Source organism: Acidimicrobiales bacterium, from assembly GCA_041394265.1.
GTDB lineage: Bacteria > Actinomycetota > Acidimicrobiia > Acidimicrobiales > SZUA-35 > JBBQUN01.
Genome location: JAWKIO010000005.1, coordinates 1,203,404 through 1,228,747 on the forward strand (window position 1 = coordinate 1,203,404; position 25,344 = coordinate 1,228,747).

General features: G+C 66.9%; 22 protein-coding genes. 10 read left to right on the plus strand and 12 right to left on the minus strand.

What is annotated here, in order from left to right; all coding sequences use genetic code 11:
* Positions 1-6 precede the first annotated feature (6 nt).
* A complete protein-coding gene (locus R2733_05795; GenBank protein ID MEZ5376009.1) occupies positions 7-1,098 on the minus strand; it encodes an alpha/beta fold hydrolase in 1,092 nt (363 codons plus the stop codon).
* A complete protein-coding gene (locus tag R2733_05800) occupies positions 1,095-1,472 on the minus strand; it encodes a hypothetical protein (GenBank protein MEZ5376010.1) in 378 nt (125 codons plus the stop codon). Before R2733_05800 ends, R2733_05795 begins: the two co-directional genes overlap by 4 nt.
* Positions 1,473-1,702: 230 nt before the next feature.
* On the opposite strand from R2733_05800, the gene glgX reads away from it, so the two are divergent.
* Genes glgX through treY form a run of 3 tightly spaced genes read left to right on the plus strand, consistent with a single transcriptional unit; the run spans position 1,703 to position 8,225 of the window.
* Positions 1,703-4,000 carry a glycogen debranching protein GlgX gene (glgX, locus tag R2733_05805; GenBank protein MEZ5376011.1) on the plus strand — a complete coding sequence of 766 codons (2,298 nt, stop codon included), beginning with the start codon at positions 1,703-1,705 and terminating at the stop codon, positions 3,998-4,000.
* Positions 3,997-5,823 (plus strand): malto-oligosyltrehalose trehalohydrolase, encoded by a 1,827-nt coding sequence (gene treZ, locus R2733_05810; protein MEZ5376012.1) that lies wholly within the window; start codon positions 3,997-3,999, stop codon positions 5,821-5,823. Before glgX ends, treZ begins: the two co-directional genes overlap by 4 nt.
* The gene (gene treY / locus R2733_05815) at positions 5,820-8,225 is read left to right on the plus strand and encodes a malto-oligosyltrehalose synthase (protein MEZ5376013.1); all 2,406 of its coding nucleotides are present in this window, start codon (positions 5,820-5,822) and stop codon (positions 8,223-8,225) included. Before treZ ends, treY begins: the two co-directional genes overlap by 4 nt.
* On the opposite strand, the gene R2733_05820 is transcribed toward treY, so the two are convergent.
* Positions 8,168-9,397, minus strand: coding sequence for an FAD-dependent oxidoreductase (locus R2733_05820; GenBank protein MEZ5376014.1), 1,230 nt, complete (start codon positions 9,395-9,397; stop codon positions 8,168-8,170). The genes treY and R2733_05820 overlap by 58 nt on opposite strands.
* Positions 9,398-9,543: 146 nt before the next feature.
* On the opposite strand from R2733_05820, the gene R2733_05825 reads away from it, so the two are divergent.
* On the plus strand, positions 9,544-10,659 hold the full coding sequence (locus R2733_05825) for a zinc-binding dehydrogenase (protein MEZ5376015.1): 1,116 nt from the start codon (positions 9,544-9,546) through the stop codon (positions 10,657-10,659).
* Positions 10,660-10,675: 16 nt separating this feature from the next.
* Here the strand turns inward: R2733_05825 and R2733_05830 are convergent, their stop codons facing one another.
* Both R2733_05830 and R2733_05835 read right to left on the minus strand, forming a co-directional pair.
* Positions 10,676-11,524, minus strand: coding sequence for a fumarylacetoacetate hydrolase family protein (locus R2733_05830; GenBank protein MEZ5376016.1), 849 nt, complete (start codon positions 11,522-11,524; stop codon positions 10,676-10,678).
* A 13-nt stretch (positions 11,525-11,537) separates the two neighbouring features.
* Positions 11,538-12,434, minus strand: a complete 897-nt coding sequence (locus R2733_05835; GenBank protein MEZ5376017.1) for a VOC family protein — start codon at positions 12,432-12,434, stop codon at positions 11,538-11,540.
* A 113-nt stretch (positions 12,435-12,547) separates the two neighbouring features.
* Here R2733_05835 and R2733_05840 point away from each other — a divergent pair, with 113 nt between their 5' ends.
* Positions 12,548-13,228: an FCD domain-containing protein gene (locus R2733_05840; protein MEZ5376018.1), complete on the plus strand. Its 681-nt coding sequence runs from the start codon at positions 12,548-12,550 to the stop codon at positions 13,226-13,228.
* Between the two features lie 4 nt (positions 13,229-13,232).
* Here R2733_05840 and R2733_05845 read toward each other — a convergent pair whose 3' ends face one another.
* Both R2733_05845 and R2733_05850 read right to left on the minus strand, forming a co-directional pair.
* Positions 13,233-14,387, minus strand: a complete 1,155-nt coding sequence (locus R2733_05845) for a sulfotransferase (protein MEZ5376019.1) — start codon at positions 14,385-14,387, stop codon at positions 13,233-13,235.
* Positions 14,384-15,499, minus strand: a complete 1,116-nt coding sequence (locus R2733_05850) for a DUF1214 domain-containing protein (protein MEZ5376020.1) — start codon at positions 15,497-15,499, stop codon at positions 14,384-14,386. The genes R2733_05845 and R2733_05850 overlap by 4 nt, the downstream gene beginning before the upstream one ends.
* Before the next feature lie 74 nt (positions 15,500-15,573).
* Between R2733_05850 and R2733_05855 the strand changes: the two genes are divergently transcribed.
* The gene (locus tag R2733_05855) at positions 15,574-17,112 is read left to right on the plus strand and encodes a site-specific DNA-methyltransferase (protein ID MEZ5376021.1); all 1,539 of its coding nucleotides are present in this window, start codon (positions 15,574-15,576) and stop codon (positions 17,110-17,112) included.
* Here R2733_05855 and R2733_05860 read toward each other — a convergent pair.
* Both R2733_05860 and R2733_05865 read right to left on the minus strand, forming a co-directional pair.
* Complete coding sequence (locus R2733_05860; GenBank protein MEZ5376022.1) at positions 17,096-17,458, minus strand: hypothetical protein; 363 nt, start codon at positions 17,456-17,458, stop codon at positions 17,096-17,098. The two genes, R2733_05855 and R2733_05860, sit on opposite strands and share 17 nt — an antisense overlap.
* A 133-nt stretch (positions 17,459-17,591) precedes the next feature.
* On the minus strand, positions 17,592-18,626 hold the full coding sequence (locus R2733_05865) for an alpha/beta hydrolase fold domain-containing protein (protein ID MEZ5376023.1): 1,035 nt from the start codon (positions 18,624-18,626) through the stop codon (positions 17,592-17,594).
* A gap of 94 nt (positions 18,627-18,720) precedes the next feature.
* Between R2733_05865 and R2733_05870 the strand changes: the two genes are divergently transcribed.
* A complete protein-coding gene (locus R2733_05870) occupies positions 18,721-19,491 on the plus strand; it encodes an MBL fold metallo-hydrolase (protein ID MEZ5376024.1) in 771 nt (256 codons plus the stop codon).
* Between the two features lie 122 nt (positions 19,492-19,613).
* On the opposite strand, the gene R2733_05875 is transcribed toward R2733_05870, so the two are convergent.
* Positions 19,614-20,522: a TauD/TfdA family dioxygenase gene (locus R2733_05875; protein MEZ5376025.1), complete on the minus strand. Its 909-nt coding sequence runs from the start codon at positions 20,520-20,522 to the stop codon at positions 19,614-19,616.
* 24 nt (positions 20,523-20,546) lie between these two features.
* On the minus strand, positions 20,547-21,176 hold the full coding sequence (locus tag R2733_05880) for a TetR family transcriptional regulator (GenBank protein MEZ5376026.1): 630 nt from the start codon (positions 21,174-21,176) through the stop codon (positions 20,547-20,549).
* A gap of 110 nt (positions 21,177-21,286) precedes the next feature.
* Here R2733_05880 and R2733_05885 point away from each other — a divergent pair, with 110 nt between their 5' ends.
* Genes R2733_05885 through R2733_05895 form a run of 3 tightly spaced genes read left to right on the plus strand, consistent with a single transcriptional unit; the run spans position 21,287 to position 24,147 of the window.
* Positions 21,287-22,864, plus strand: a complete 1,578-nt coding sequence (locus R2733_05885; protein ID MEZ5376027.1) for a fatty acyl-CoA synthetase — start codon at positions 21,287-21,289, stop codon at positions 22,862-22,864.
* Complete coding sequence (locus tag R2733_05890) at positions 22,861-23,634, plus strand: SDR family oxidoreductase (protein MEZ5376028.1); 774 nt, start codon at positions 22,861-22,863, stop codon at positions 23,632-23,634. The genes R2733_05885 and R2733_05890 overlap by 4 nt, the downstream gene beginning before the upstream one ends.
* A 42-nt stretch (positions 23,635-23,676) precedes the next feature.
* Positions 23,677-24,147, plus strand: a complete 471-nt coding sequence (locus tag R2733_05895) for a VOC family protein (GenBank protein ID MEZ5376029.1) — start codon at positions 23,677-23,679, stop codon at positions 24,145-24,147.
* Here the strand turns inward: R2733_05895 and R2733_05900 are convergent, their stop codons facing one another.
* Positions 24,148-25,344, minus strand: coding sequence for an MFS transporter (locus R2733_05900; GenBank protein MEZ5376030.1), 1,197 nt, complete (start codon positions 25,342-25,344; stop codon positions 24,148-24,150). It lies immediately after the preceding gene.

The window sequence follows — 25,344 nt, forward strand, 5'->3', positions numbered from 1 at the left end:
TGACCGCTACTGGGCGTCGATCCAGTCGAGCATCGCCGGAACGCCGACCTGGTGCGCTCGACGCCCGATGAACAGGCCGACGTGTCCGGCGGGGAGTTCGAGATCAGTCACCTCGTCGGAACCGACGAGTGTGCTCAGTGGTCTCGTGGCCGCTGCCGGGACGATGTGATCCTTCGACCCGAAGACGTTGAGGAACGGCACCGTGATGTCGGACAGCGAAATCCGCCGCCCGCCCAGCACGAGCTGATCGGTCATGAACCCGTTGTCGCGAGAGAACATCTGGGCCATCTGCTTGAACGTGGCACCGGCAAAGGGAATCTGGTCGTTGCCCCACTGCGTGATGGCGTTGTGGGCGGCGACGTAGTCGTCGTTCCACAGGTTCGCCAACAGGTTGGCGCGTGCCGCGAACTCAGCCGTTGGATCGAGTGAACGAATGGCGTTCCCGATCACCGTTCCGGGAACGTTGCCGGACTCGTCGATGACCAATGCCGGGTCGAACGAGGAGTCTTTGCCGCCCCTCAGCTGCGCCGGCATCTGGGTCATGTCGGTGGGTGTGGCCAACGTGGTGAGGCTCCGCAACGGCGCATCGACGTGGCCGGCGGCGTACAGCAAGGTGAGCACGCCACCGAAGCAGTAGCCGAGCATGTTGAGGTCGTCGGCCGAGCTGTTGGCGACCACGAAGTTCACGATCTCCGGCAGGTAGTCGTCGCAGTAGGTCTCGAAGGAGTTCTCGGCATCGGCGGCGTCGGGCACGCCCCACTCCACGAGGTAAACGTCTTGTCCGCGATCGAGCAGGACCTCGACCATCGAGTTTCCCGGCACGAGGTCGAAGATGTAGCTCCGATTCACCAGCGAGTGCACGAGCAACAGCGGTGGTCCGCCTGATCGACGATCGCTGCGATACCGCCACAACCGCACCTTGTCGCGCTGCCACACCGTGTCCTTCGGCGTGCTGGAGATCGGGGGGAGGTCGAGGCGGGCGTAGTGGCGCAGGCCATTCTTGATGCTCTTGACGTTCCGCTCGGACTGGGTTCGGAGGAAGTCGACGAACTTGTCGATCTGGCCGATGTCGGCCTGCGCCTGTTCGGTTGCGGTCATGATGCCTCCTCGTGTGCCCTGGTGGGGCTCGACCCGTTGGTCGATGCCTTCGACGAGCCGTTGGCCGCGCCGTTCGACCGGTTGCTGCCGGAGCCACCCTGAAGCTCCTCGATCCGACGGTTGAGCTGGCGAATCTCACGCTCGAGCCCGGCGACCTGCTGCGACACCTTGGAGATGTCGGTGCCGGCCGGGAGGTTGAACACGTGAAGCCCACGGCGGGCGACCTCGGCGAGATCGGACTGCGCTCGTTTGCGGACCGCGGCGGCGATCGTGATCAACTCGATCACGTCGGGATTCGCCAGGGTCTTGGTGAGCGCCGGCCCCGATTCCCGTTCGACGGCGTCGAACACCCGCTTCCACAGAGGCTGAGACATGCCATCGACCCTACGCCTCGGCGTCCGACCGATCCAGCGGTTGAATGACAAAGGTCACAGTTCGAGGGGTAGGCGGCCGCGATGTGACCATCTCCACGTTTGTGAAGCGCCGCCTTGCGACAGATCAGCGCCAGATCGTCGACATCGAAACGACGCCTGCCAACCCGGGGGCGGTCGCCTCCACGCCGTACGCTCCCCCTTGTTCGCAGCATTGGTCTCAGGAGGCACCTGTGCATCTCACGCCCGGTCAGCCCTATCCGCTCGGCGCCACCTACGACGGCGCCGGGGTGAACTTCTCGCTGTTCTCCTCGGTGGCCGAGTCGGTCCAATTGTGCCTGTTCGACGTCGACGCAGGGGGCGCGATGAGTGAACAGCGGGTCGAACTCGAAGAGGTCGACGGCCATGTGTGGCACACCTCGCTCACCGATGTCGGCCCCGGCCAGCGATACGGCTGGCGCATCAAAGGGCCGTGGGACCCCGCCAACGGCCTGTGGTGCAACGAGAACAAGCTGCTCCTCGACCCGTACGCAAAGGCCATCGATGGCCTCATCGACTGGGACCAAGCGTGCTTCCCCTACGATTTTGGCGACCCGACGCAACGCAACGATCTCGACTCGGCGAGCCACGTTTCCAAGGGTGTCGTCATCAACCCCTACTTCGACTGGGGACACGATCGTCCACCGGCCATCCCGCTGAGTGACAGCGTCATCTACGAGGTCCACGTGAAGGGGTTCACCAAGCTGCACCCCGGGATCCCCGAGGACCTCCGTGGCACCTACGCCGGGCTGTCGCATCCTGTGGCCATCGATCACCTCGCCAAACTCGGGGTCACCGCGGTCGAGCTCCTGCCGGTCCATCAGTTCGTCCACGACAACCACCTGCGCGAGCAAGGCCTGCGGAACTACTGGGGCTACAACACGATCGGCTTTCTCGCTCCGCACAACGAGTATGCGGCGACATCGGCTCCCGGCGGCGCAGTGCAGGAGTTCAAGCAGATGGTTCGCTCGCTGCACGATGCAGGGATCGAGGTGATCCTCGATGTGGTGTACAACCACACCGCTGAAGGCAATCACATGGGGCCGATCCTGTCGCTGAAGGGAATCGACAATCCGGCCTACTACCGCCTGATGGACGACGACCGCCGTCACTACATGGACTACACCGGCACCGGGAACTCCATGAACATGCGGCACCCGCACGTGCTGCAGCTGATCATGGACAGCCTCCGTTACTGGATCACCGAGATGCACGTCGACGGGTTCCGCTTCGACCTTGCGGCCACGTTGGCCCGTGAACTCCATGAGGTCGACCGGCTCTCTGCGTTCTTCGACATCATCCAGCAGGACCCGATCATCTCGCAGGTGAAGCTGATCGCCGAGCCGTGGGACATTGGCGAAGGCGGCTACCAGGTCGGCAAGTTCCCGCCGCTGTGGTCCGAGTGGAACGGCCGCTATCGCGACAACGTGCGTGATGTCTGGCGCGGATCGCCGGGCACGGTCGGCGAGCTTGGCGACCGCCTCACGGGGAGCTCGGATCTCTACGAAGGCGACGCGCGCCGGCCGACGGCGAGCGTCAACTTCGTCACCGCCCACGACGGCTTCACGTTGGCCGACCTGGTGGCCTACAACGACAAGCACAACGAGGCGAATGGCGAGGACGGTCGCGACGGCAGCGACGACAATCGATCGTGGAACGTCGGGGTCGAGGGACCGACGGATGATCCCGAGATCCTCGAGGTGCGGCGTCGCCAGCAACGCAACATCCTGACGACGCTGTTGCTGTCGCAGGGCATCCCGATGCTGCTCGGCGGCGACGAACTGGGTCGGACCCAGGGTGGTAACAACAATGGGTACTGCCAGGACAATGAGGTCTCGTGGTTCGACTGGGAGTCCGTCGACGAGGATCTGCAGACGTTCACCACCGCCCTCATTGCGTTCCGTGCGGATCACCCGGTCTTTCGGCGGCGGCGCTTCTTCCAGGGCGTGGCGATCCACGGGCACGTCGATGACATCGCCTGGTTCCGGCCGGATGGCGAGGAGATGGGGAACGGCGATTGGGAAGCCGATTCGGCGGCGCGGCTCGGGATGTTCATCAACGGGTCGGCCATCTCGACCATGGACCGGTTCGGCGAGCGCATCACCGACGAGTCGTATCTGCTGCTCGTGAACGCCCATCACGAAGCGGTCGAGTGGACACTGCCGTCGGAGCCGTTCGGGGCCTCGTGGATCCGGGTGATCGACACCGCCAAGAGCGCAGCGGTGGCGGGGGTGAGCGCCAAGAGCGCAGCGGTGGCGGGGGTGAGCGCCAAGAGCGCAGCGATGGCGGGGGTGAGCGCCAAGAGCGCAGCGATGGCGGGGGTGAGCGCCACGAGCGCCGCGGTGGCGGAGGCGACCGATGATGTTGACGCGCTCGGGGGCGATGGTTCGGTGATCGACGGCGGAGCGGCGCTGACCCTGGCACCGCGATCGGTGGTGGTCCTCCAGGCGGTGCCACCGGCCGATAGCTCGGCCGAAGGGGTGGCGCCATGACCGCGGTCGACGAGCGCCTCGGGGCGATCCCCGGCGATCGCTCCACCACCTTCACCGTCTGGGCGCCGCGTGCCGAGCAGGTGGAGGTCGACCTCGATGGGGAACGGGTGCCGATGGTGGCGGGCGACGACGGGTACCACCACGCCACCGTCGACGGTGTCGCGGTCGGACAGCGCTACGGGTATCGCCTCGACGGGGGCGATGTGCTCCCAGATCCGGCGACCCGCAGTCAGCCCGATGGTCTCTTCGGTCGTTCCGAGGTGGTCCCCCTCGGGCGGGAGCCCGGCGCCGGGACGCGATGGCACGATCGTGATGGCAACCCACCGTGGCCGGCACTCCGGCTCGACGAACTCGTGTTCTACGAGCTCCACGTCGGCACCTACACCTCGGGCGGCACGTTCGCGTCGGTCATCGATCACCTCGATCACCTGGCATCGCTCGGCATCAATGCGATCGAACTCATGCCGATCGCCCAGTTCCCGGGTGCTCGCAACTGGGGCTACGACGGCGTCTACCCGTTCGCGGCGCAGAGCACCTACGGCGGTCGGGCCGAACTGATCGAACTGGTCGACGCCGCCCACCATGCCGGGATCGCCGTCGTACTCGACGTCGTCCACAATCACGTCGGGCCTGAGGGCAATCAGTTCGGCCGGTTCGGACCGTACTTCACCGACGATCATCGAACACCGTGGGGGCCGGCGATCAACGTGGCCGGACCGGGGAGCGATCACGTTCGACGGTTCTTCATCGACTCGGCGGTCGAGTGGATCGCCGACGTCGGCATCGACGGGTTCCGGCTCGACGCCGTGCACGCCATCGTCGACCCGACGGCGTCGACCTTCATCTCCGAGCTGTGCGACGCCGTGCATGGAGCCGCGGCTACCCAAGGCCGCGATGCGATCCTCATTGCCGAGTCGTCGGCCAACGACCCGGCACTCATTCGTCCGACGTCAGCGGGTGGCCAGGGCTGCGACGGGGTCTGGAACGACGACTACCACCACGCGCTCCGTGTCGCGCTGACTGGTGAGCGACCGTCGTACTACGCCGACTACGACGGAGTGGGCGATGTGCAGCGTTGCCTGGAGGCGGGTTGGACGTTCGAAGGTCGCCACTCGCTGGCTCGGGGTCGACGGCACGGTCGGGCGCTGACCACGACGGGCCCCAATGGCGTCCCGTTCCATCAGCTGGTCGTGTGCGACCAGAACCACGACCAGATCGGCAATCGGGCGGCCGGCGAGCGGCTCGACGTGCTGGTCGATCCCGAGCGTCGCCGACTCGCCGCCGCCGCCGTTGTGCTGAGCCCGTTCACTCCGATGCTGTTCATGGGCGAGGAGTACGGCGAGCGGGCGCCGTTCCCGTTCTTCATCGATCACCAAGACCCGGCGATCGTCGAGGCCACTCGCACCGGCCGACGGGCCGAGTTCCCCGAGTTCGAGCCCGAGTCGATCCCCGACCCAGCAGATCCGGCCACGTTCGAGTCGGCGGTGCTCGACCACACGGTCATGGCCGACTCGCCCCACCGCGAAGTCCTCGAGCTGTATCGGGATCTGCTCCTCCACCGGCGGGCGAACCGGGCTGTCGCTGCTCCGACGGCGACGACCACGGTCACATCTGAGGGGTCCACAATCTTCGTGCGTCGCCACTTCGACGACAACGAGACGATGCTCGCGCTGCACTTCGGCGACACGCCATCCGAGTGGGCGGCGAACAACTGGACTGTGGTGCTGGACACATCCGACGCCCGCTACGGCGGCCCCGGGTCCGGTGGCGAGGGCCTGCTTGCACCGTGGTCGGCGCAGTTCGCCCACCGGAGCCGGCCGTGAACCCGCCCAGCGGTCGCACCTTTGTCGCCGCCTACCGGTTCCAGCTCACGCCGGAAGACGACTTCGGTGTTGCCTCCCGCCTCGTGCCCTACCTTCGGACGATCGGTATCAGCCATCTGTACCTGTCGCCGATCGCCGAAGCCGAGCTCGGGAGCCGACACGGCTACGACATCACCGACCCGACCCGGGTGCGCGACGAACTCGGCGGGGCCGAGGCACTCGACCAGTTGTGCATCGAACTCGAACGTCACGGCCTCGGCCTCATCATCGACATCGTCCCCAACCACCTGTCGATCGCCACCCCCGAACGGAACCCGTGGTTCTGGGATGTCCTTCGGCACGGCAGGGCGAGCGAGCACGCCGATGCGTTCGACATCGATTGGGACGGGGCTGACGGCAAGGTCGTCTTGCCGGTGCTGACGCAACAGCTCAACGACGAGCTTCGATGTCTCACGCCCAGCGACGCCGACGACGGCCCGGTCATCGAGCTCAGCACGGGACTGAGGCTGCCGGTGTCGGTGGCGATCGACGGGATGCAGCCCCCTGCCATCGGCGAGGTGCTCGAGGCTCAGCCGTACCGGCTGGTGCCGTGGCAATCGACCGAACGCAATCAGCGTCGCTTCTTCGAGATCGACTCGCTCGCCGGCGTCGCCGTCGAGTCCGAGAGGGTGCGGCTCGCCCGACACGCTCTCCTTGCCGAACTCCTCGAGCGCTGGCCTCATGTCATCGACGGCGTGCGGGTCGATCACGTCGACGGCCTCGCCGATCCCGACGACTACCTGACCTGGCTCCGCCACTTCATCGGCGACGGTCGCCTTCTCTTGGTCGAGAAGATCCTCGTCGGCGACGAGACCCTGCCCGACCGCTGGCCGATCGACGGGACGACCGGCTATGAGTTCGCCCGGCTCGTCGACCGACTGCTGGTGGACGGCGACGGCTGGGATCGGATGCGGGCCCTCTGGGCGAGAGCGACCGGTGATGAGCGTCGCTACGAGGTGATCGAGCACGAAGCGATCGATGAGGTGTTGCGCGACCGGTTGCGCCCGGAGGTCGAGCGCATCCAACGATGTGTTCAGCACGACCCTTCGCTGACCCTGTCCGGCGAGCAAGGCGCCGAGGCGACCGTTGCGCTGACCGCTGCCCTCGGCCGCTACCGCACGTACCTCCCTTCGGGTGGTGACGACGATGTCGCCGTGATCCGCGCCGCTGCCGACCGAGCGATTGCCGACGCACCGGCGCTGGCGACTCCGATCGCCGCCCTTGTCTCGATCCTGACGACGCCGACGGATGACGACGATCGCCAGGCGCAGACCCTCTTCCAACAGTTGACCGGGCCGGCGCTGGCCAAGGGTGGCGAGGACCGAGCGCTGTACCGCTACCTGCCACTGGCGGCCATGAACGAGGTGGGCGGCGACCCGGGCGGTCGACCCGCATCGACGGCCGACTTCCACCGCTGGGCCATCGAGACGCAGGATCGCCACCCGCGCACCCTGCTCACCACCTCGACCCACGACACCAAGCGCAGCGGTGATGTGCGCGCTCGGCTCCTGGCGCTGTCACACAAGCCAGATATCTGGGCGTCGTTCGTCGGCACGTGGTTGCCGAAGCTCGACCTGCATCCTGCCGACGGGCTCCTGCTGCTGCAGTCGGCGATCGGGGCCTGGCCGATCGACCGGGAACGGCTCACCGACTACCTCATCAAAGCGGTGAGAGAAGGGGCGGAGCGGTCGTCGTGGATCGAACCGGACACCGACTACGAAGCGACCCTCGCTGCCACCGCAGCATCGTGTCTCGACAACGCGGCGTTCCGCGCGGCCATCGAAGCGCTGCTCGAGACCATCGAGGAGCGTGCACAGGCCGGCTCGCTGATCCATGCCCTCCTTCGATTGACGGCGCCGGGCGTCGGTGACCTCTACCGCGGCGACGAGGTCCGTGACCTCTCGCTCGTCGACCCGGACAACCGGCGACCACTCGACTGGTCCCGGCTCGCTGCCGTGAGCGCAGACAGCACCGAGCACGATGTGCCATCGGCGTGGGAGGTATCGTTCGACCTCGCCAAGATGACGCTGATCCGCCGAACGCTGGCCTCTCGTCAGGCCCAAGGCTCACCTCTGGACTACGAGCCACTGGCGACCGGGAACGGGCGGATCCTGGCCTACCGCCGAGGCAACATGGTGGTTGTCACCGTGCCCGGCACCTGGCCGACCGAGGAGGCCTCGATCCTCCTTCCCGACGGCGAGTGGCACGACGCACTCCGTGACGGTCGACCAATGGTGAGTGGCCGAGTCGGTCTCCGCCAACTCGCCGACCCACGTCTACCGCTCGCCCTACTGACGCATGCCGGTCAGCTCGGTCGCACGACTGGGCGTTCGAGCGCGAACAGTCGGGCGGCGTCGGGGTAGTCGCCGTGTTCGACGGCGTGGGAGATGTAGTCGGCGGCGAGCGCACTGTACGTGATCCCGTTGCCTCCGAAGCCGAGGGCGAAGTGCGTCCGAGGGTGCTGGGAGTGGCCGCCGATGTAGGCGAGACCGTCGGGAGTTTCGGCGAAGGTGCCGGCCCAATCGAACGCCACCTCGATCTCACCGATGGCGGGAAAGCGCTTCGGCACGGAGCGGGCGAGCGCTCGGGTCTTCGACGGCATCGCCCGTTCCCGCCGCTTGGGGTCGCGGTACGTCTCGTCCCGCCCGCCGATCAGCAACCGGAGGTCGTCGGTGGTCCGACCGTAGAGGTAGGGATCGTCGTGATCCCAGAACAGCAGCCCATCGGGGTACCGGGCATCGAGGTCGAGGATCGGCTCGCTCACCAGCGCGAAGGACGAGTGGATCGCCAATGGGAGCTCCGGCAGAAGGGTCGCCACCTCGTAGCCGGTGGCGATCACCGTGTGCTTGCAGGTGATCGTGGCGTCTCGATTCGTCGTCAGAACGGATCGGCGCGGACGATGCTCGTAGGCAACGACCTCGGTTCGATCGAAGACACGCCCGCCGAGCGCAAGCACTCGAGCGAGGGCGAACGCGCCGAGCTGGTAGGGGTCCACCGAGGCACCAGCCGCGGATTCGATCGCAGCGTCACCGACCAGGCCCCAGCGCTCGGCGAGTGAGTCCCGGTCGTGCCACCTCACCTCGAAGCCGGCCTGTTGCCTCGCCTCGAACTCACGTCGGAGGGTGTCGACGTCTGACGGCCTGGGTGCCATGAAGACACTCGGCGACCGCCGGAATCCGCAGTTGTGCCCGACCCGCTGCGTCGCCGCTTCCACGAGGTCGATGCCACGGCCACACTCCTGGTAGGCCAGCTCGGCATCCTCTCGCCCCATCACGTCGATCAGGTCGACCAGCAACTCGTCGATCTCGTACTGGAGCATCGACGTGCTGGCCGACGTGCTCCCGCCACCGGTGTCGCGGCGCTCCACCACGACGACCTCCAGGCCTCGCCGGGCGAGCTCGAGTGCGACAAGGCTTCCGGTGATGCCACCGCCGACGACCGCCACGTCACACGAGATGTCGCGATCCAACGGCGGGTGTGTGGCGAGGATGCCATCCCGACGAGGCCAGAACGGCGTTCCACTGTGCAAGTCCATGCGCTGATACCTCCGATGACGGAGCTGGCCGCTACCCCACCCGAGCCAGGGTCAAACCTTTGACCGGCCCGCCGAGGGCCGATTGCTCGATCGGTGCTAAGAACTCGTCGACACCGACAACGAGATGCGAGACCAAGATGCCCACGATGCGCCAGTTGCAATCCCTCGTCACCCCCGACTCGATGCTCGAGGTGGCCATCGTGGACGTCGAGCGGCCGACCCCGCGTCCACATGAAGTCCTCGTTCGGGTCGATGCCACACCGATCAACCCTTCCGACCTCGGGCTGTTGCTCGCCGGTGCCGACCTCTCCACCGTCGAGGCGTCCGGCACCGACACCCACCCAAAGCTGACGGCGCAGATTCCCCCGGCGGTCTTCGCGACCCTGGCCGGGCGGGTCGGGCAATCGATGCCGGTGGGCAACGAAAGCGCCGGTGTCGTCGTCGAGGCCGGCGACTCCGACGAGGCGCAAGCACTGCTCGGCGCCACCGTGGCCGTGTTGGGTGGCGCCATGTACGCCGAGTATCGATGTGTCCCCGTGGCGAGCGCACTGCGACTCCCCGATGACACCGACCCCCGCGACGGCGCCTCGATGTTCGTGAACCCCCTCACGGCATTGGCGATGACCGAGACCATGCAGCGCGAGGGTCACACGGCGCTCGTGCACACGGCGGCGGCATCCAACCTCGGTCAGATGCTCAACAAGATCTGCATCGCCGACGGGATATCGCTCGTCAACATCGTGCGACGGCCGTGTCAGGTCGACCTCCTGCGCTCGATCGGCGCCGCCTACGTCGTCGACTCGAGCGCCGACTCCTTCACCGACGACCTCGTTGCGGCGCTGACCGAGACCAACGCCACCATCGCCTTCGATGCCATCGGCGGCGGCCCGCTCGCCGGGCAGATCCTCGCCGCCATGGAGGCCGCCGCCGTGGCCAACGCCGAGGGCTACAGCCGCTACGGGTCGACCACCCACAAGCAGGTCTACATCTACGGCGGACTCGACCGCGGCCCCACCCTGCTGACCCGCACCTTCGGCATGTCGTGGAGCGTTGGTGGCTACCTGCTGACGAACTTCATGAACGAGGTCGGACCCGAGGTCGCGAATCGACTGCGACAGCGAGTGGTCGACGAGATGCACACGACGTTCGCCAGTCACTACACCGACGAACTGACGCTAGGCGAGACGCTCGATCCCGATCGAGTGTCGGCCTACGCCAAGCAGGCCACCGGCGAGAAGGTCCTCATCCGCCCCAACGCTTGATCTTCGTTCGAGACGATCAGTCGCCGATGCGCACGCAGCGGTTGGTCATCGTGCCGACACCGTCGATGGTGGTGGTGATGATGTCGCCGTCGACGAGGAACCGACGGCTGGCGGCGCCGACGCCTTCGGGCGTGCCCGTGAAGATGAGGTCGCCAGTGACGAGCGTGGTGATCCTCGACAGATAGGCGATGAGGGCCGGCACGTCGAAGATGAGACTCGCCGTGGTGTCGTGCTGGCGCTGGTCGCCGTTGATCCAGGTGGTGATGGTGAGGTTGTCGGGGTCGTCGAGCTGGTCGAGCGACACGACGACCGGACCGGTGGGGCCGAAGGTGTCGAACGACTTGCCCAGATCGAAGTGCGGTGGTTTGGCGGCGAACTGCTGCGGACGGTCGGACACGTCTTGGCCGACCATCACACCGACGACGTGCTGCCAGGCCCGCTCGACCGGGATGTCACGCCCTCCCTCTCCGATGACCACCACGAGCTCGCCCTCGTAGTCGACGCCGTTGCTGCGAAGCTCGACGTCGGCGGTCGGCCCGACCAGGCACGAGGGGAACTTGGTGAACACCAGTGGCTGCTCCGGCACTTCCATGTTCGACTCGGCGGCGTGCGAGTGATAGTTCAGCCCGATGCCGAACACCTTCTGCGGCCGGGGCACCGGCGGGCCGAGCACGGCGTCGGCAAGTGCGCCGGTGGCCGACGACGGATCGAGGCCGGCGGTCAACGATGACAGCAGATCGGGTCGGGCGAGTGCAGCCATGGGATCGGGGCCGAGCGCACCGCCGCTCACCGATTCGAGATCGTGATAGTGGTCGCCGGCCACGAGTGCGGCTCGTCCGTCGATGGTTGCCAGTCGAAAGCTCATGTGATGGGTCTCCTCAGCCTCGGACCACCGGCTGGTGGCCCCAGGCGCTGATCGATTCGTAGCGGCGATTCTCCGACCAATCCTCACCCACGGTGCGGGCGCCGGTGCCGACCTCGATCTGGAAGCCGGCGGGGGTCTGGAGGTAGAAGCTGGTCATGCGGTCGTTGTCGTGCTTGCCGATCCCGTTCGGGATCGGCAAGCCTGCGGCGTAGGCACGGTCGAAGGCGGCACCGACGTCGTCGATCTGATTCGCCTCGAACATGATGTGATGCAGCGAGGTGGTCGGCACGCCGGGCGGGGGCGCCGGTGCGGCGATGAGTGCGAGGGTGTGATGCCGCGGATTCGAGTGATAGAAGCGACCTTCGATGCCGACGCCGGGAGCGAACTCGACCTCGATCCAATCGGTCTGTGCGAACCCGAGCCCGTCGACGACGAATCGGTGCGAGGCGTCGTGGTCGGGGACCATGAAGACGCAATGGCCGAACCCGACACCCTCGGTGAGGAATCCGCCCGGCATCAACGGCGAGGCGAAGGGGTCGGCAGCATCGGCGAGCCCGGTCACGAGCTCGACCCTGGTGCCCCACGGAGCGGTGCACCACTGCAAGCGTTCGACAGCACGGGCCGACCGCTCGGCGTCGGATCCCTCCTGCACGTCGTAGCCCAGCTCGGTGAGGCGAGCGACGGCGGCGTCGAGATCGTCGGTGGTGGGGTAGGCATAGCCGACCGCCACCGCGTCGTTGCCCGGCCCCTCGTCGACGAGCACTCGATGGATGGCACCATCGTTGCGCCAGCTCTGGGTGGAGCCGCTGCTTGCTCCCGGTTGCAGCCCGACGACCTCGGCCAGAACGGTGCCGAAGGCCGCGGGATCGGCGACCTCGACGTTGATGTAGGCGAACTCGAAGGCGCTCATCGATCAGCTTTCATTGGACGGCGGCGTAGGTGGCGGGAACGCTCAGAACCATGTTGCATCGAAATCGATTTGTCAAGCACTCATCGATGATCGACGTTTGCTAGGGTTTCCGAATGCGCAAGCGCAAGGGCCGTTCCCTCACCGAAGACGTCTACGAGCAGCTACGGGCCGACGTTCTCCACGGCAAGCTCGGCGCCGGCGAGCGACTCCTGCTCGATGTGCTTGCCCGCGACTACGGCGTCAGCCTCGGGGTGGTGCGAGAGGCGGTGACCCGCCTGGCGTCGGAGCGATTGGTCGACGCCGTACCCCAGGCCGGGTTCCGGGTTCGCCTCGCGTCACCCGAGCATCTCGCCGACCTGACCTGGGCCCGCTGCCACGTCGAGCGGGTCACGGTGTCGTCATCGGTCGAACACGGCGACACGGGTTGGGAGGGCGAACTCGTCGCCGCCCATCACGTGCTCGCAGTCACCGACATGTTGGGACCCGACGGCTCGGCCAACCCCGATTGGATGGACGCCCACCGCCGCTTTCACACCGTGTTGGCCTCGGCGTGCCCGAACGCCACGATGCAGGTCGTCCGCCAGCAGCTGTTCGACGAGGCCGAGCTCTATCGGCATCTCTCGGGCCGACGCGGCATCGAACTGCCGACCGTCGCCGTCGAACACCGAGATCTCCTCGATGCTGCGCTCGAGCATGACGCTGAACGGGCCGCCGACCTGATCCAGGCCCATCTCGAATCGACCGCTCAGCGGATCGAGTTCTCCTCGCCCGTAGCGAACGACGCCGACGGCTGACGGGTCAGTTCACACCGAAGCGCTGGGTGTACGACGAGAACCGGCGCCGGATCTCATCAGCGTCGAGGCCGAACTGTTCGGGCGTGTACTCGTGCCTTCCGTGCGGCTTTGTCGCCCGCTCGTCGAGCCGCTCGCGCAGTGCCTGCTCGATGGTGGTGTTCCATCCGAGATCCGCCGCCTCGTGGACGGCACGGGCCGTCGCCAGCGGATCGGCAACGAAGTCGGTGTAGGCGACGTCGACGAACCGCCCGACACCGCGGCGCTCGCACTCGTCACGGGCGGCCATCGCCCGCTCGAACCAGAGCAGGGTCGTGCGGGCCTGGAAGTCACCGACATCGATCGGGTCGACCTCGTCGGAGTAGATCGAGCGGAACACGGCAAAGAGGCTCGATCCCGACGCAACCGTCTCGACGACATCGCGATGCAGATGGACGACGGTCGCATCGGGGAACGCCTCGATCAGCGACATCAGCTCGGCGGTGTGGGCCGGGGCCTTGAGCACGAAGCGGCGCCCATCGCGGTCGTCGAGCATCGCGAGCACTCGGGCGTAGGCCTCGTACTCCGGGCCGAAGTCCTGCCCAGTCAGCCAATCGGCGTAGCCGGTGAGCCGCATCGTCGACAAGAACCCCCAGTTCCGCATGGTGGTGCCGAGCGCCAGGACACACTCCTCGGGCAGATCGGCACCGGAGTCGTGGACCACCTGGAGTTGGGGGCTCAGCTCGTGCAGCCGATCGTGGCCAACCTGCGCCGCCGCGATGAGCTGCGCCCTCGTTTGCTCGTCGGCACCGGCGGCCTTCCATGGCGCGCCCAGCTCCCACGGGTGCAGAGCACGCAGGGTCGGTGACGCAGCGAGCAACCGCTGGAGGAACGTGGTGCCGGTCCGCCATCCGCCGATGATGAAGATCGGTGCCTCGGGGCGGGCGCCGACGCGGGCGGGGTGGTGCTCGTACCAGCGGTCGATGGCCATGCGGGCACGGAGCCGACCGACCGCCGTCGCCCCGGCCATGGCCATGCCCCGCCGGTGCAGCCGGGCGTCATCGTTGACCGAGCGCACGAACACCTCGAGCGCCTCCTGCCAGTCGTCGGGGCCGAGGGACGCAACCGGCGCTTCGCCGAGCGCCCGGCCAGCCAACTCGTCGACATCGAGTCGCTCGCTCATCGCGACGCTCCTGGGAGGTCGACCACTCGGAGCTCGGGCAGCTGCGGGGCCGTCTCGGCATGGAGCCACCGCACCACGAAGATCCCGAACGGCCGGCCTTCGGTATCGAGCCAGTTGCCCTCGCCGGGGTCGGTGGCCGAGAGCAGCACCCGCACCGAGCTGTCATCTTCGGCGATCGCGCGAGCGCCGGTCAGCGACACCGGCCGATGTCGGTGGTCGAGGGAGTTGAGGAACCGGCTGTAGAGCATCAGGTTCCAGTAGCGGCACTCCACCGGTGTCAGGCGGATCTCGAGCGCCTGGCGCTCACCGAGCTGCCACGCACCCCGCTGGTAGTGGATGCCGGGCTCGGTGAAGGCCGCACCGCCCTGCATCTCCTCCCACACTCGCACCTCGTTCGGACGGGCGAGGTCCTCGGCGACCGACGTCGAGATACCGCGTACGGTCGAGCGGGCACCCTTCCCGAGGCGTTGCAGACGGTGGACGAAACGGTCGGTGTCGATCAACGGCGGCACGGAAGCCGAATCGAGCGCTTCGATGTGCACCTCGCCGTGCGCGTCGCGATGCACATCGTCGTAGAAGCTGCGAACCCAGATCGAGTTCGCCCCCTGTGGCAATGGCAGCCAGTTGCCCGCCGGCGGCTGCTCGCGAGACACCATGACCTCGAAGCTTCCGTCGGCCTCGAGCTCGAGGGAGTCCTGGTCGAGGCGGGACGCCGCCGAGGCATCGATGATGCCACCCGCGGCGTATGCGGTGATCGAGGTGTAGGACGCATCCCCGATGCGACCGGTCAATCGGTAGCGACGGCCATCGTCGATGTCGGCCACCCAGTAGTGAAAGTCCGGATTGTCCATGAAGAACTTCTCGCGCCACCCGTTGAACGGCACGAGCTCGGGGTCGGCCCGATCGACCTCGAACCGCCCGAGCTGGTTGTTGAGCGAACGCAGCAACGCCCGGAACCCGTCGGCCTGTTCTGCCGGCGACAGATCGGCGACGTGATCCGCCATGGCACGCCCGGCAGCTGCCAGGCCGTCGACCATCGCCTGCCATGCGGCGGCACCCTGCACGTCATCTGCGACACCGGACGCCCCGTCGTTCTCGTCGACTGTCTCCATCGTCGGAGTCTGACACACCGCCTCGACAGGTAGGTACGCCAGCGAACCCGAACGGCGCGCGTAGGCTCTTGGCCATGAACGAGCGGAGCGATCGGACGCAGACCTCCTCTTTCGGCGTTGGCCGCCGCGAGGGTCACGACGCGTCGACGTTCTATGCCCGGTTCGCCCCGCCGGAACTCTCCGACGACGAGACGGTCAACCGTCCCGACGCCCTGATCGACAAGCTCGGCTCGGGCGCTGCCCTCGTCGGCTCGTCGGCCGACATGAGCGAACTTCCCGACAACTCCGTCGCGCTCGTGATCACGTCACCTCCCTACTTCGTCGGCAAGGAGTACGAGCTCGCCGTGACGGGCGATGCCGACGGGGTCAGCCAGATCCCCGGGAGCTACCTCGAGTTCCTCGACATGCTGCGCGACGTCTTCGCCGAATGCCGACGTGTCCTCGAGCCGGGCGGGCGCATCGCCGTCAACGTGGCCAACCTCGGCCGCAAGCCCTACCGCAGCCTGAGCGCCGACGTGATCTCGATCCTCCAGGACGACCTGGGGCTGCTCCTGCGAGGAGAGGTCATCTGGGAGAAGGCGTCGACATCGTCGGGATCGTGCGCCTGGGGTTCGTTCGCCAAGGCATCGAACCCGGTCCTGCGCGACATGACCGAACGGGTCATCATCGCCTCGAAGGGCCGGTTCTCCCGAGCACTCACGACCAAACAGCGCGAGCGCCAGGGCCTCCCCTACGAATCGACGATCACCAACGACGAGTTCCTCGACGTCACCCGCGACGTCTGGCGGATCGACGCCGAGTCGGCCACCCGCATCGGTCACCCGGCGCCGTTCCCGATCGAGCTGCCGCGACGGCTGATCGACCTCTACAGCTACACCGGCGACATCGTGCTCGACCCGTTCCTCGGGTCCGGCACCACCCTGGTCGCTGCCGCCCGTGCCGGCCGCATCGGGGTCGGCTACGACACCGATCCCGCCTTCGCTTCCTTGGCCGAGCAGCGGCTCGACGCCGAGCTGGAGCGGATCGACCGGCTCGACGCCGCGGTCGGGTCGCTCGATCAGCGCCCGATCGAGCAGCAGCGAGAGATCGTTGGCAGCCTGTCGATCGATGACCGCCAAGAGTTCTTCCAAGCGCTCGCCGTGAGCGAAGGGAAGAAGGTCCAAGATCTCGCCGAGCGGCGACTGCACGAAGCCGGCTTCGGCGACATCCGAGCGAAGGCGAAGCACTCACCGGGCATCCTCGAGTTCGACTTCCAGATCGTCAGCCCGGCGAGCGGCACCCGCTGGTGGGTCGACGCCTCCGGCGCCTTCACCTCGAGCCGGCCCGGGCTCCAGCGCATCGATGCCGTCTGGAAGCTGCTCGGGCGCCTCAACGTGCTGCAGGCCATGTCCGGTGCGTCGACCGAGCGGGCGATCGTGTTGACCTCCAGCCTTCCCCGTGTTGGGTCGCCAGCGCACAAGGCGCTGCGCGCCGTCGGCCCGGAGGTGATCTTCGACCTCATCGAGATCTATGACCCCGCCGGGCTCGAACGACTGCGCCGCTACGCGACCGATCCCGACCCGGTACCGCTCGTTGGCTTCTGGTCGGAGGAGGACCTCAGCAGGAACTCCTGAGGTAACTGTTGAAGTCGTTGCTCCCCGGCACGAACTCGCTCGCCGACTTCACGTCGGCCAGGGCCTGGAAGTAGCCCACGTTCGCCGTTGCGTTGTCGGCTTGTTCGGCGGGGGCCAGCTGCTCGAGCTGCTTCGCCAGATCGACCAACTGCTTGGCCTCGTCCTCCCAGCCGTCCTCGCCGAAGGCCGTGGGCGCACTCAGGATCGGCTCATAGCTGTCGGTGTAGACGCTGCAAAGCGTTGCGCCCTCGGGCACGGCCACGCTCGCTTCGTCGCTACCGCCACCGCAGGCGGTGAGCGCGCTCACCGCCAACAGCGACGCCAGGCCACTGCGGCACTTGTTCATGTTGGTTCCCTCCGTTTCGCGACATCATGACGCGCTGGCCGAGACGACGCCACGCGAATCGAAGAGTTACATCGTCGCTCGAGGATCGAGCTACGGCGCCCGAAACGGTGGGCTCAGTCGGTGGGACGGCGACTCAGATCGTGGCGCAGAAATGCGCCATGCTGCGGGCCGTCTCGTAGCTGATGTCGGGGCACGCAGCCGAGAAGATCTCGGTGCCGTGGATCGTGCCCATGACCTGGCGGCATTGCGCACTGACGCCTGCCCGCACGAGCAGGCGGTAGAACTCGATGCCCTCGTCGCGCAGCGGATCGCACTCGTTGACGCTGATCATGGTGGGAGGGAAGTCCTTCACGTCGTCCTCGGTCGCGAACGACGGCCAGGCCAACGGATTCTTCGCCTCGAACTCTTCGATCCCGTACGCAATGCGCCCGTTGTTGTTGTGGAGGCTGAGCAGGATGCCCTCGTTCTCGGTCGACGACGGGAACCGGTCTTGCGGCCACTCACCGGCGATGTAGGGGCACAGGGCATAGAGCCCTCGGATCAGACCGAGATCGCCGTCTCGGCTCAGCTTCATCGTGGTGGCGATCGAGAGGTTCCCGCCACCGGACTCACCGGCGACGATGACATGGGCCGGGTCGATGCCGAGCGACTCGGCGTGCTCGATGACGTGCTTGAGTCCGGCGACACAGTCGTTCAGGCCGGCGGGGAACGGCTCGACCTCGGGGGCGCTGGAGGCGATGAGACAGTTGCGGAAATCGACCATGGCGACGGCGACACCCTGATTGGCGATGATGCGACCCCACGAGCGATACATGCCGTCGAAGGCAGACAGCGACTGCATGCCACCGCCATGGATGTAGTACACGCACGGCACGGGGCCGGTCGCCGCCTTCGGCCGCATGAAGTTCACCTTCACCGTGTTGCCATCGGGCTGCGAGGTGAACTCGAACTCGTGGATGTCGAGCCCGTCGGAGGGCGCAATGTCTTCCCGGTCGAGCATGTCCAGCCCGGCCACCATCATCGCCTGCATCGCTTTGGCCTCGGGCGTGTTGTTCTGTGCGAGAAGAGTGTCGCGGTCGGCGACGTCGCTGGGCGACGACTCGGGCATCGCCCCCATCGTTGCCTTGATCCGGGGGTCGATACGTGGGTCGGAGACGATCTTGCTCATGGCCCGCAACCTACGCCGCCGATCCGACCGTGACCAGTCGCCCAGCCCTCGATCTCGACGACGCGCCCGGGCCGCAGGGGTAACGTGACCGTCCATGATCATGCCGATCGCCGACCGCTGGTTCGAGAACCGAGCCGTCGACGACGGCATCACGTTGTGGTGGGAGCCGCACGTCGTGCCCCTCATGCGATGCAACATCTGGCACGTGCGAGGACGCGACCGTGACCTGGTCATCGACACCGGGATGGGCGTCCTCAGCCTCGTCGAGGCGATGGGCGAGGTCCTCGACAAGCCGGTGAGCGCCGTTGCCACGCATGGACACGACGACCACATCGGCTCACATCACGAGTTCGCCGACGTGCTCGTCCACCCAGCGGAATCGCACCGTCTCGAACAACCGACGATGACGTCCCTGGACCCGTTGGTGGCCTGGGGTCCCGAGGCGGTCGCCGGGCTCGAACGGGCCGGCTATGCGATGACCGATCCGCTCTTCGTGAGCGCCCTGCCTGCCGGCTACCGCCTCGACGCGTTCGCCCAGCAACCGGCCCGTGTCACTCGCCTGGTCGACGAGGGCGACACGGTCGATCTCGGTGATCGCCGCTTCGAAGTGCTCCACCTTCCCGGACACTCCCCCGGATCGATCGGCTTGTGGGAGTCGGCCACGGGCACGCTCTTCTCCGGCGACGCCGTCTACGACGGTCCGCTGCTGGACGAACTGGAAGACTCCGACATCGACGCCTACTGCTCGACCATGCGTCGACTCCTCGAGCTGCCGGTCACCGTCGTCCATGGAGGACACGATCCGAGCTTCGGCCGCGACCGCCTCCGAGCCATCGCCCGCGCCTACCTCGACCACCGCGCCTGACCAAGAAACCCCCGCAACTTTGGAGAGTTGATGCCGCTCAGAGGTGTCAACTCGCCAAAGTTGCCGGCGGTGGAGCGGGGTTGGCAGGTGGTGGAGCGGGTTGGACGGGAGGTGGGCGGTCGTCAGTAGGGCTTGTCGCCGATGATGGTGATCCGCTCCATCACTCGTCGCTGCGGGGCGTAGTCCGACACCGCGTAGTGCTGGGTCGAGCGGTTGTCCCAGAGGGCAACGTCGCCGGCCTCCCAGTGCCAGCGGCACTGATACTCCGGGAAGTTGGCCTGGAGGCAGAGGAAGTCGAGGAGCTCGGCGCTCTCGTCCGGCTCGAGACCGACCAGATGGTCGGTGAAGATCCGGTTGACGTAGAGGAGCTTGCGCCCGGTCTCGGGATGGGTGCGCACCACCGGGTGCTCCGACGGTGGGAAGTCGGGGCGCAAGGTGTCTCGCATCTCGGGCGCCATCACGGCGCCGAAGGACTTGATCCAGTCGTGGATGGCGGTCATTCCCTGGAGCCGCTCCTTCATGGCCGGCGTGAGATGGTCGTAGGCCAGCCCCATGTCGGCCCACAGCGTGTCGCCGCCGGCGGCCGGCACCTCGACGGCCCGTAGCACCGAGCCGAGCGAGGGCTCCGCTCGCCACGAGACATCGCTGTGCCACATGTTCTCGTAGCCCGAGACGTTCTCGCCCTTCTCGAAACGCACCACCTCGGGCCGGTGTTCGTCGGGATGCAGCACGCTGAAGAACGGGTGGCTCTCGACATCACCCCAGTTCGCAGCGAATCGCAAATGTTGCTCATTGGTGATGTCTTGGTGACGGAAGAAGAGGACCTTCCAGTCCAGCAGCGCAGCGTTCAGCAATTCGAACAGCTCGGCATCGACGTCATCGGCCAGCGAGATCCCTTCGACGACACCGCCGATGGTCGGCGACAGCGGCGTGATCGTAAACCGACCGTGGGTCGGCGGCACCGGGACGTCGCCGACACGCGGCCCGCCGAGAAATCCGTTGGCCGGTCCGGTGATGGCTTGATCGAGCATCGTTTCCCCCTTGAGGCACGCGCCTCAATCTGTCAAGGCGCGCGCCTCAATTCCGGCCGTTGACGGGGAGGTACCGACGGCGAGGATGGCGACACAGACGACGACCAGGTCGGTGATGAGCGCATCGACGTCGTCGACCATGGGCTCGCGTTCCGCCCGGGCCAAGCTGGCGAAGACCAGGCTGAACACCTGTTCCAGACGGCGAGCACGAGTCGCCTCGGGTAGATGGTCGAGCGCAGCCAACAGACGCCGGGCGATCACCCGGAATCCTTCGCCCTGGAGGTGGACTCGCACCACGTCGGCCACGGTCGGGTCGGCGGTGCCGGCGATGACGAACCGGGCCCAGTAGCTCGGACGTCCGGACAGGACCGCCTCGGCGGTCGGCCGGACGAACACCTCTACCAGGTCGGCGAGCGTCGCCTCGTCCGGCAGGGTGCCGAGCATCTCTACCCGACGCTCGTTGATAGGGCCCATGCGGTGCACGACGATGCGTTCGATCAATCCTTCGCGCGAACCGAAGTGGTACTGGGCCGCCGACTTGTTGCGCTGGCCGGCAGCGGCCTGGACCGCCCGGAGCGACATCGCTCCGAGACCTTCCTCGGCGGCGATGCGCTCGGCCGCTTCGATCATGCGTTCTTCGGCGTCGCTTGGCACCGAGCCATCTGAGAGGCCAGCCACCTCGCTGTCAAGGACACAGCAACTCTGGCGAGTTGATGCCGCTCAGAGGTGCCAACTCGCCAAAGTTGCTGTGGCAGAGTGGGGCCATGACGAGCACTCCAGAGATCACTGCTGCGCGACGCCACGGCATCGCCGACCTGCTCCACCGCACGGCCTGCCGTCGGCCCGACCATCGGGCGCTGGTGTGGGACGGTGACGTCGACACGTTCGCCGAGCTCGATCGGCTGGTCACACGGGTGGCGAACTCGTTCGCCGATCGAGGCGTCGGCAAGGGCGACCGGATCGTGATGTTCGCCCACAACTCGCGGGACTACCTCGTCTACTACTTCGCTCTGGCCCGACTCGGTGCCATCTCGGTCCCGGCCAATTTCATGCTCAACGCCGACGAGCTCGGCTACATCGTCGACCACTCCCAACCCGTCGGCTACATCGTCGAGGACCAGCTGGCCGACACCATGGCGACGGCGTGGGCAAGCGCGCTCGGCGACCGTGCGCCTTCGGTTCGCTGCTGGATCGCCAGCGCGGCGGCACTCCCCCGCCCCGACGGTCACGAGGACGTGGCCACGCTTGACGCCGCAGGCCGAGACGACTCGATCGACGTCGACATCGACGACGACGATCCGATCCAGATCATGTACACGAGCGGCACCGAGTCCCGACCCAAGGGCGCCACGCTCACCAGTCGGGCCCTCATCGCCCAGTATGTGAGCTGTCTCGTCGACGGCGGCATGACGAGCGACGACATCGAGATCCACTCGCTGCCCTTCTACCACTGCGCCCAGCTCCACTGCTTCCTCACACCCGACGTGTACGTCGGGGCGACCAGCATCGTGTTGCCCAGCCCCGACCCCGAGCTGATCTGTGCGGCGATCGAGCGGGAGAAGGCGACCAAGTTGTTCTGTCCACCGACGGTGTGGATCTCGATCATGCGCTCGGAAGCCTTCGAGAAGTACGACCTGTCGTCGTTGCGCAAGGGGTACTACGGAGCGTCGATCATGCCGCTCGAGGTGCTGCGCGAAATCGGCGAACGCCTCCCGAACGTCGACCTGTGGAACTTCTACGGCCAGACCGAGATGGCACCGGTCGCCACGATCCTCCAACCCAGCGATCAGGTGCGAAAGGCCGGATCGGCCGGCTTGGCGACACTGAACGTCGAGACCCGGATCGTCGACGACGACGATCAGCCGGTACCGGCGGGCACGATCGGCGAGATCGTGCATCGGAGCCCGCAGGCCATGATCGGCTACTGGAACGATCCGGAGAAGACCGCCGCCACGTTCAAGAACGGCTGGTTCCACTCGGGCGACCTCGGGATCATGGACGACGAGGGGTATCTCACTGTCGTCGACCGAAAGAAGGACATGATCAAGTCCGGCGGCGAGAACGTGGCGAGCAAGGAAGTCGAGGACTGCCTCTTCCAACATCCGTCCGTCGCCGAGGTCGCCGTCTTCGGTGTCCCCGACCCCAAGTGGATCGAGGCCGTGGCGGCGTGTGTGGTGCTGCGAGCCGGCGCATCGGCCACCCCCGACGAGCTGATCGCCTTCACGCGGGAACGCCTCGCCGGCTACAAGACGCCGAAGCACGTCAACATCGTCGAGCAGCTCCCGAAGAACCCGAGCGGCAAGATCCTCAAGCGCGACCTTCGAGTCGCCTTCGCTCCGTGAGCACGGGCGACGGGCGCGTTGCCGGCAGGGTCGTCGTGGTGACCGGTGCTGCCTCTGGACTCGGGGCGGCCGACAGTCGCGCCCTGGTGGCCGAAGGCGCCCACGTGGTGATGACCGACATCGACACCGACGCCGGGTCGTCGCTCGCCGACGAACTCGGTGCCGTGTTCCTCCCACACGACGTGAGCGACGAGGCCGCCTGGGCCGAGGTGATGACCGAGGTCGAACAGCGCTACGGGCAGCTCGATGCACTGGTCAACAACGCAGGCATTGCGCCGATCGCCGACATCGAGCACACCTCGACCGAGATCTGGCGCCGGACGCTGGCCATCCATCTCGACGGCACCTTCTTCGGATGCCGTTCCGCCATCCCACTCCTGCGTTCGAGTGGAGGCGGATCGATCGTCAACATGTCGTCGACCGCGGCGCTCACCGGCATCGCCCCGTACGCCGCCTACTCGGCGGCCAAGGGTGGCATCCGCTCGCTGTCCAAGGCCGTTGCGGCGTACTGCCGGCAGAACAAGCTCGGCATCCGATGCAACTCGGTCCATCCGGGCAGCATCAACACCCCAATGGTCCACCAGGCACTCGACTCCCTCATGGGGATCGACCTGCCGGGCGCCGACGATCCGGAGGCGCTCCGGCAGCGACTCGGTGTCGGCGAACCGAGTGACGTGGCCCACCTCGTCGTCTTCCTGGTGAGCGACGAGTCGAAACACATCAACGGCGCCGAACTCGTCATTGACAACGGCGACACGGTGGTCTCCTGACCGTCGCGTCAGGCCGGCAACTTTCGAACGAAGGGAGACCTCGTGCACATCTCGGGCATGGTCCATGTGAACATCAACTGCCGTGACTACGAACGGTCACTTCGGTTCTACGAGATGCTGGGGTTCCGGGAGTTCTGGGTCGTACCGGAGACCAACACGCCCGAGGTTGCCGCTGCCGTCGGCATGCCGCCGTATCAGGTGCGTGGCGCGATCCTGACGATTCCGGGTTCGAGCCCACCGGTCGTGATCGACCTGCTGGAGTGGGTGTCGCCCCGTGACGAGTCCGACCCGTATCCCCATCTCTACCGACCGGGGCTGGCCCGCCTCGCCCTACGGACCACCGACCTGGCCGCCGACTACGCAGCGCTCGAGGCCGAAGGGGTCGAGATCGTCGGTCCGCCCGCCACGGTGATGATGAACGAAACCTCGGGGACTCGCTTCTTCTGCTTCCGGGATCCGGACGGCACCTTCCTCGAACTCGTCGAATCGTTCACGGTCGATGCCGAGGAGTGATCACGTCGGCTCGTAGCGGAAGGCTCGGGTGAGGAGCGCGGCGCCGAGGAGATGGAACGACGCCGACACGGCGAACGCCCACCGAATCGACGTGGCGTTGGCGATGGCACCTGCCAGCAATGCGCCAACGACGAACGCCGTTCGAGTGATCGATCGGGAGGCGATCGCCGCACGACCGAGCCGATCGTGCGGCGTGTGACGCTGGACGAAGCCGCGACCGATCGCCAGCATGGTTCCGGCCGCTGCGCCATTGCACGTCCAGGCCGCGACCAGTTGCCAGTCCGACCTCGACGATCCGGCCGCCAGCACGCTGAGCGCTGCCAACAGCGCAGCGACGCTCATCAGCGTCCGGCGACCAAGGTTTGCCGCAAGCCGTGCGGCGATCAGACTCGCCAGCGTCGCTCCCACTGCGGCCGCTGCGAGGGCAGCGCCGTACACGATGCCCGGCCGTGCGAGGACGTCAGTCACGAGCAGGACGAGCAGACCGAAGGCTCCGGCCGTGCCGAGATGGAACACCGCCATGGCAATGGTGAGCGGCCGCAGGAACGGGTGCGAACCGATCCAACGCAGCCCGTCGCCCATCTCGGTTGTGAGTGAACGCGCCGGTGCACGCTGCCGACGGGACGGAGTCGCCGGTAGGCGGCTGAACGGGGCGATCGATCCGAGATAGCTACACGCGTCGAGCAGGAACGGCAGCCAGGGCGCGAGGGCGAAGCTCGCGGCCCCTACAGGTCCACCGGCGAATTCGTTCGTGACCGTCTCGACGGTGGTGATGCGCCCGTTCGCCCGATCGAGATCGCGCTCGGCAACGATGGTCGGCACCGTGGCGACCACCGAGGGGTCGACAAGGATCTCCCCCGAGGTGATCACGAAGGCCACGACGAACAGTTGCCACATCGCCACGGCGTCCATGACGATCGCCACGGCCAGGGCGGCCATCACGACCGACCGCCATGCCTGGGTGACCATGATCAGGCGCCGACGATCCGAACGATCGACGATGACACCACCGATCGGAGCGAAGGTCGTCCAGGGCAGGAACTGTGCCGCCGTCAGCCCACCGATCAGCAACGGCGACGACGTCAGCGTCGTCGCCAACAGGGGCAACGCCGAGAGCCGCAGCCCGTCACCGATGTTGGTGATGAACGTTGCGGTCAGCAGTGCGGCGAATTCGCCACCCAGTGACCGATCGGCCAC

Coding starts and splice junctions, on each gene's coding strand:
- R2733_05795 (MEZ5376009.1), bottom strand. CDS start 1,098: ATGACCGCAACCGAACAGGCGCAGGCCGACATCGGCCAGATCGACAAG.
- R2733_05800 (MEZ5376010.1), bottom strand. CDS start 1,472: ATGTCTCAGCCTCTGTGGAAGCGGGTGTTCGACGCCGTCGAACGGGAA.
- treZ (MEZ5376012.1), top strand. CDS start 3,997: ATGACCGCGGTCGACGAGCGCCTCGGGGCGATCCCCGGCGATCGCTCC.
- R2733_05820 (MEZ5376014.1), bottom strand. CDS start 9,397: ATGGACTTGCACAGTGGAACGCCGTTCTGGCCTCGTCGGGATGGCATC.
- R2733_05825 (MEZ5376015.1), top strand. CDS start 9,544: ATGCGCCAGTTGCAATCCCTCGTCACCCCCGACTCGATGCTCGAGGTG.
- R2733_05830 (MEZ5376016.1), bottom strand. CDS start 11,524: ATGAGCTTTCGACTGGCAACCATCGACGGACGAGCCGCACTCGTGGCC.
- R2733_05835 (MEZ5376017.1), bottom strand. CDS start 12,434: ATGAGCGCCTTCGAGTTCGCCTACATCAACGTCGAGGTCGCCGATCCC.
- R2733_05840 (MEZ5376018.1), top strand. CDS start 12,548: ATGCGCAAGCGCAAGGGCCGTTCCCTCACCGAAGACGTCTACGAGCAG.
- R2733_05845 (MEZ5376019.1), bottom strand. CDS start 14,387: ATGAGCGAGCGACTCGATGTCGACGAGTTGGCTGGCCGGGCGCTCGGC.
- R2733_05850 (MEZ5376020.1), bottom strand. CDS start 15,499: ATGGAGACAGTCGACGAGAACGACGGGGCGTCCGGTGTCGCAGATGAC.
- R2733_05855 (MEZ5376021.1), top strand. CDS start 15,574: ATGAACGAGCGGAGCGATCGGACGCAGACCTCCTCTTTCGGCGTTGGC.
- R2733_05860 (MEZ5376022.1), bottom strand. CDS start 17,458: ATGAACAAGTGCCGCAGTGGCCTGGCGTCGCTGTTGGCGGTGAGCGCG.
- R2733_05865 (MEZ5376023.1), bottom strand. CDS start 18,626: ATGAGCAAGATCGTCTCCGACCCACGTATCGACCCCCGGATCAAGGCA.
- R2733_05870 (MEZ5376024.1), top strand. CDS start 18,721: ATGATCATGCCGATCGCCGACCGCTGGTTCGAGAACCGAGCCGTCGAC.
- R2733_05875 (MEZ5376025.1), bottom strand. CDS start 20,522: ATGCTCGATCAAGCCATCACCGGACCGGCCAACGGATTTCTCGGCGGG.
- R2733_05885 (MEZ5376027.1), top strand. CDS start 21,287: ATGACGAGCACTCCAGAGATCACTGCTGCGCGACGCCACGGCATCGCC.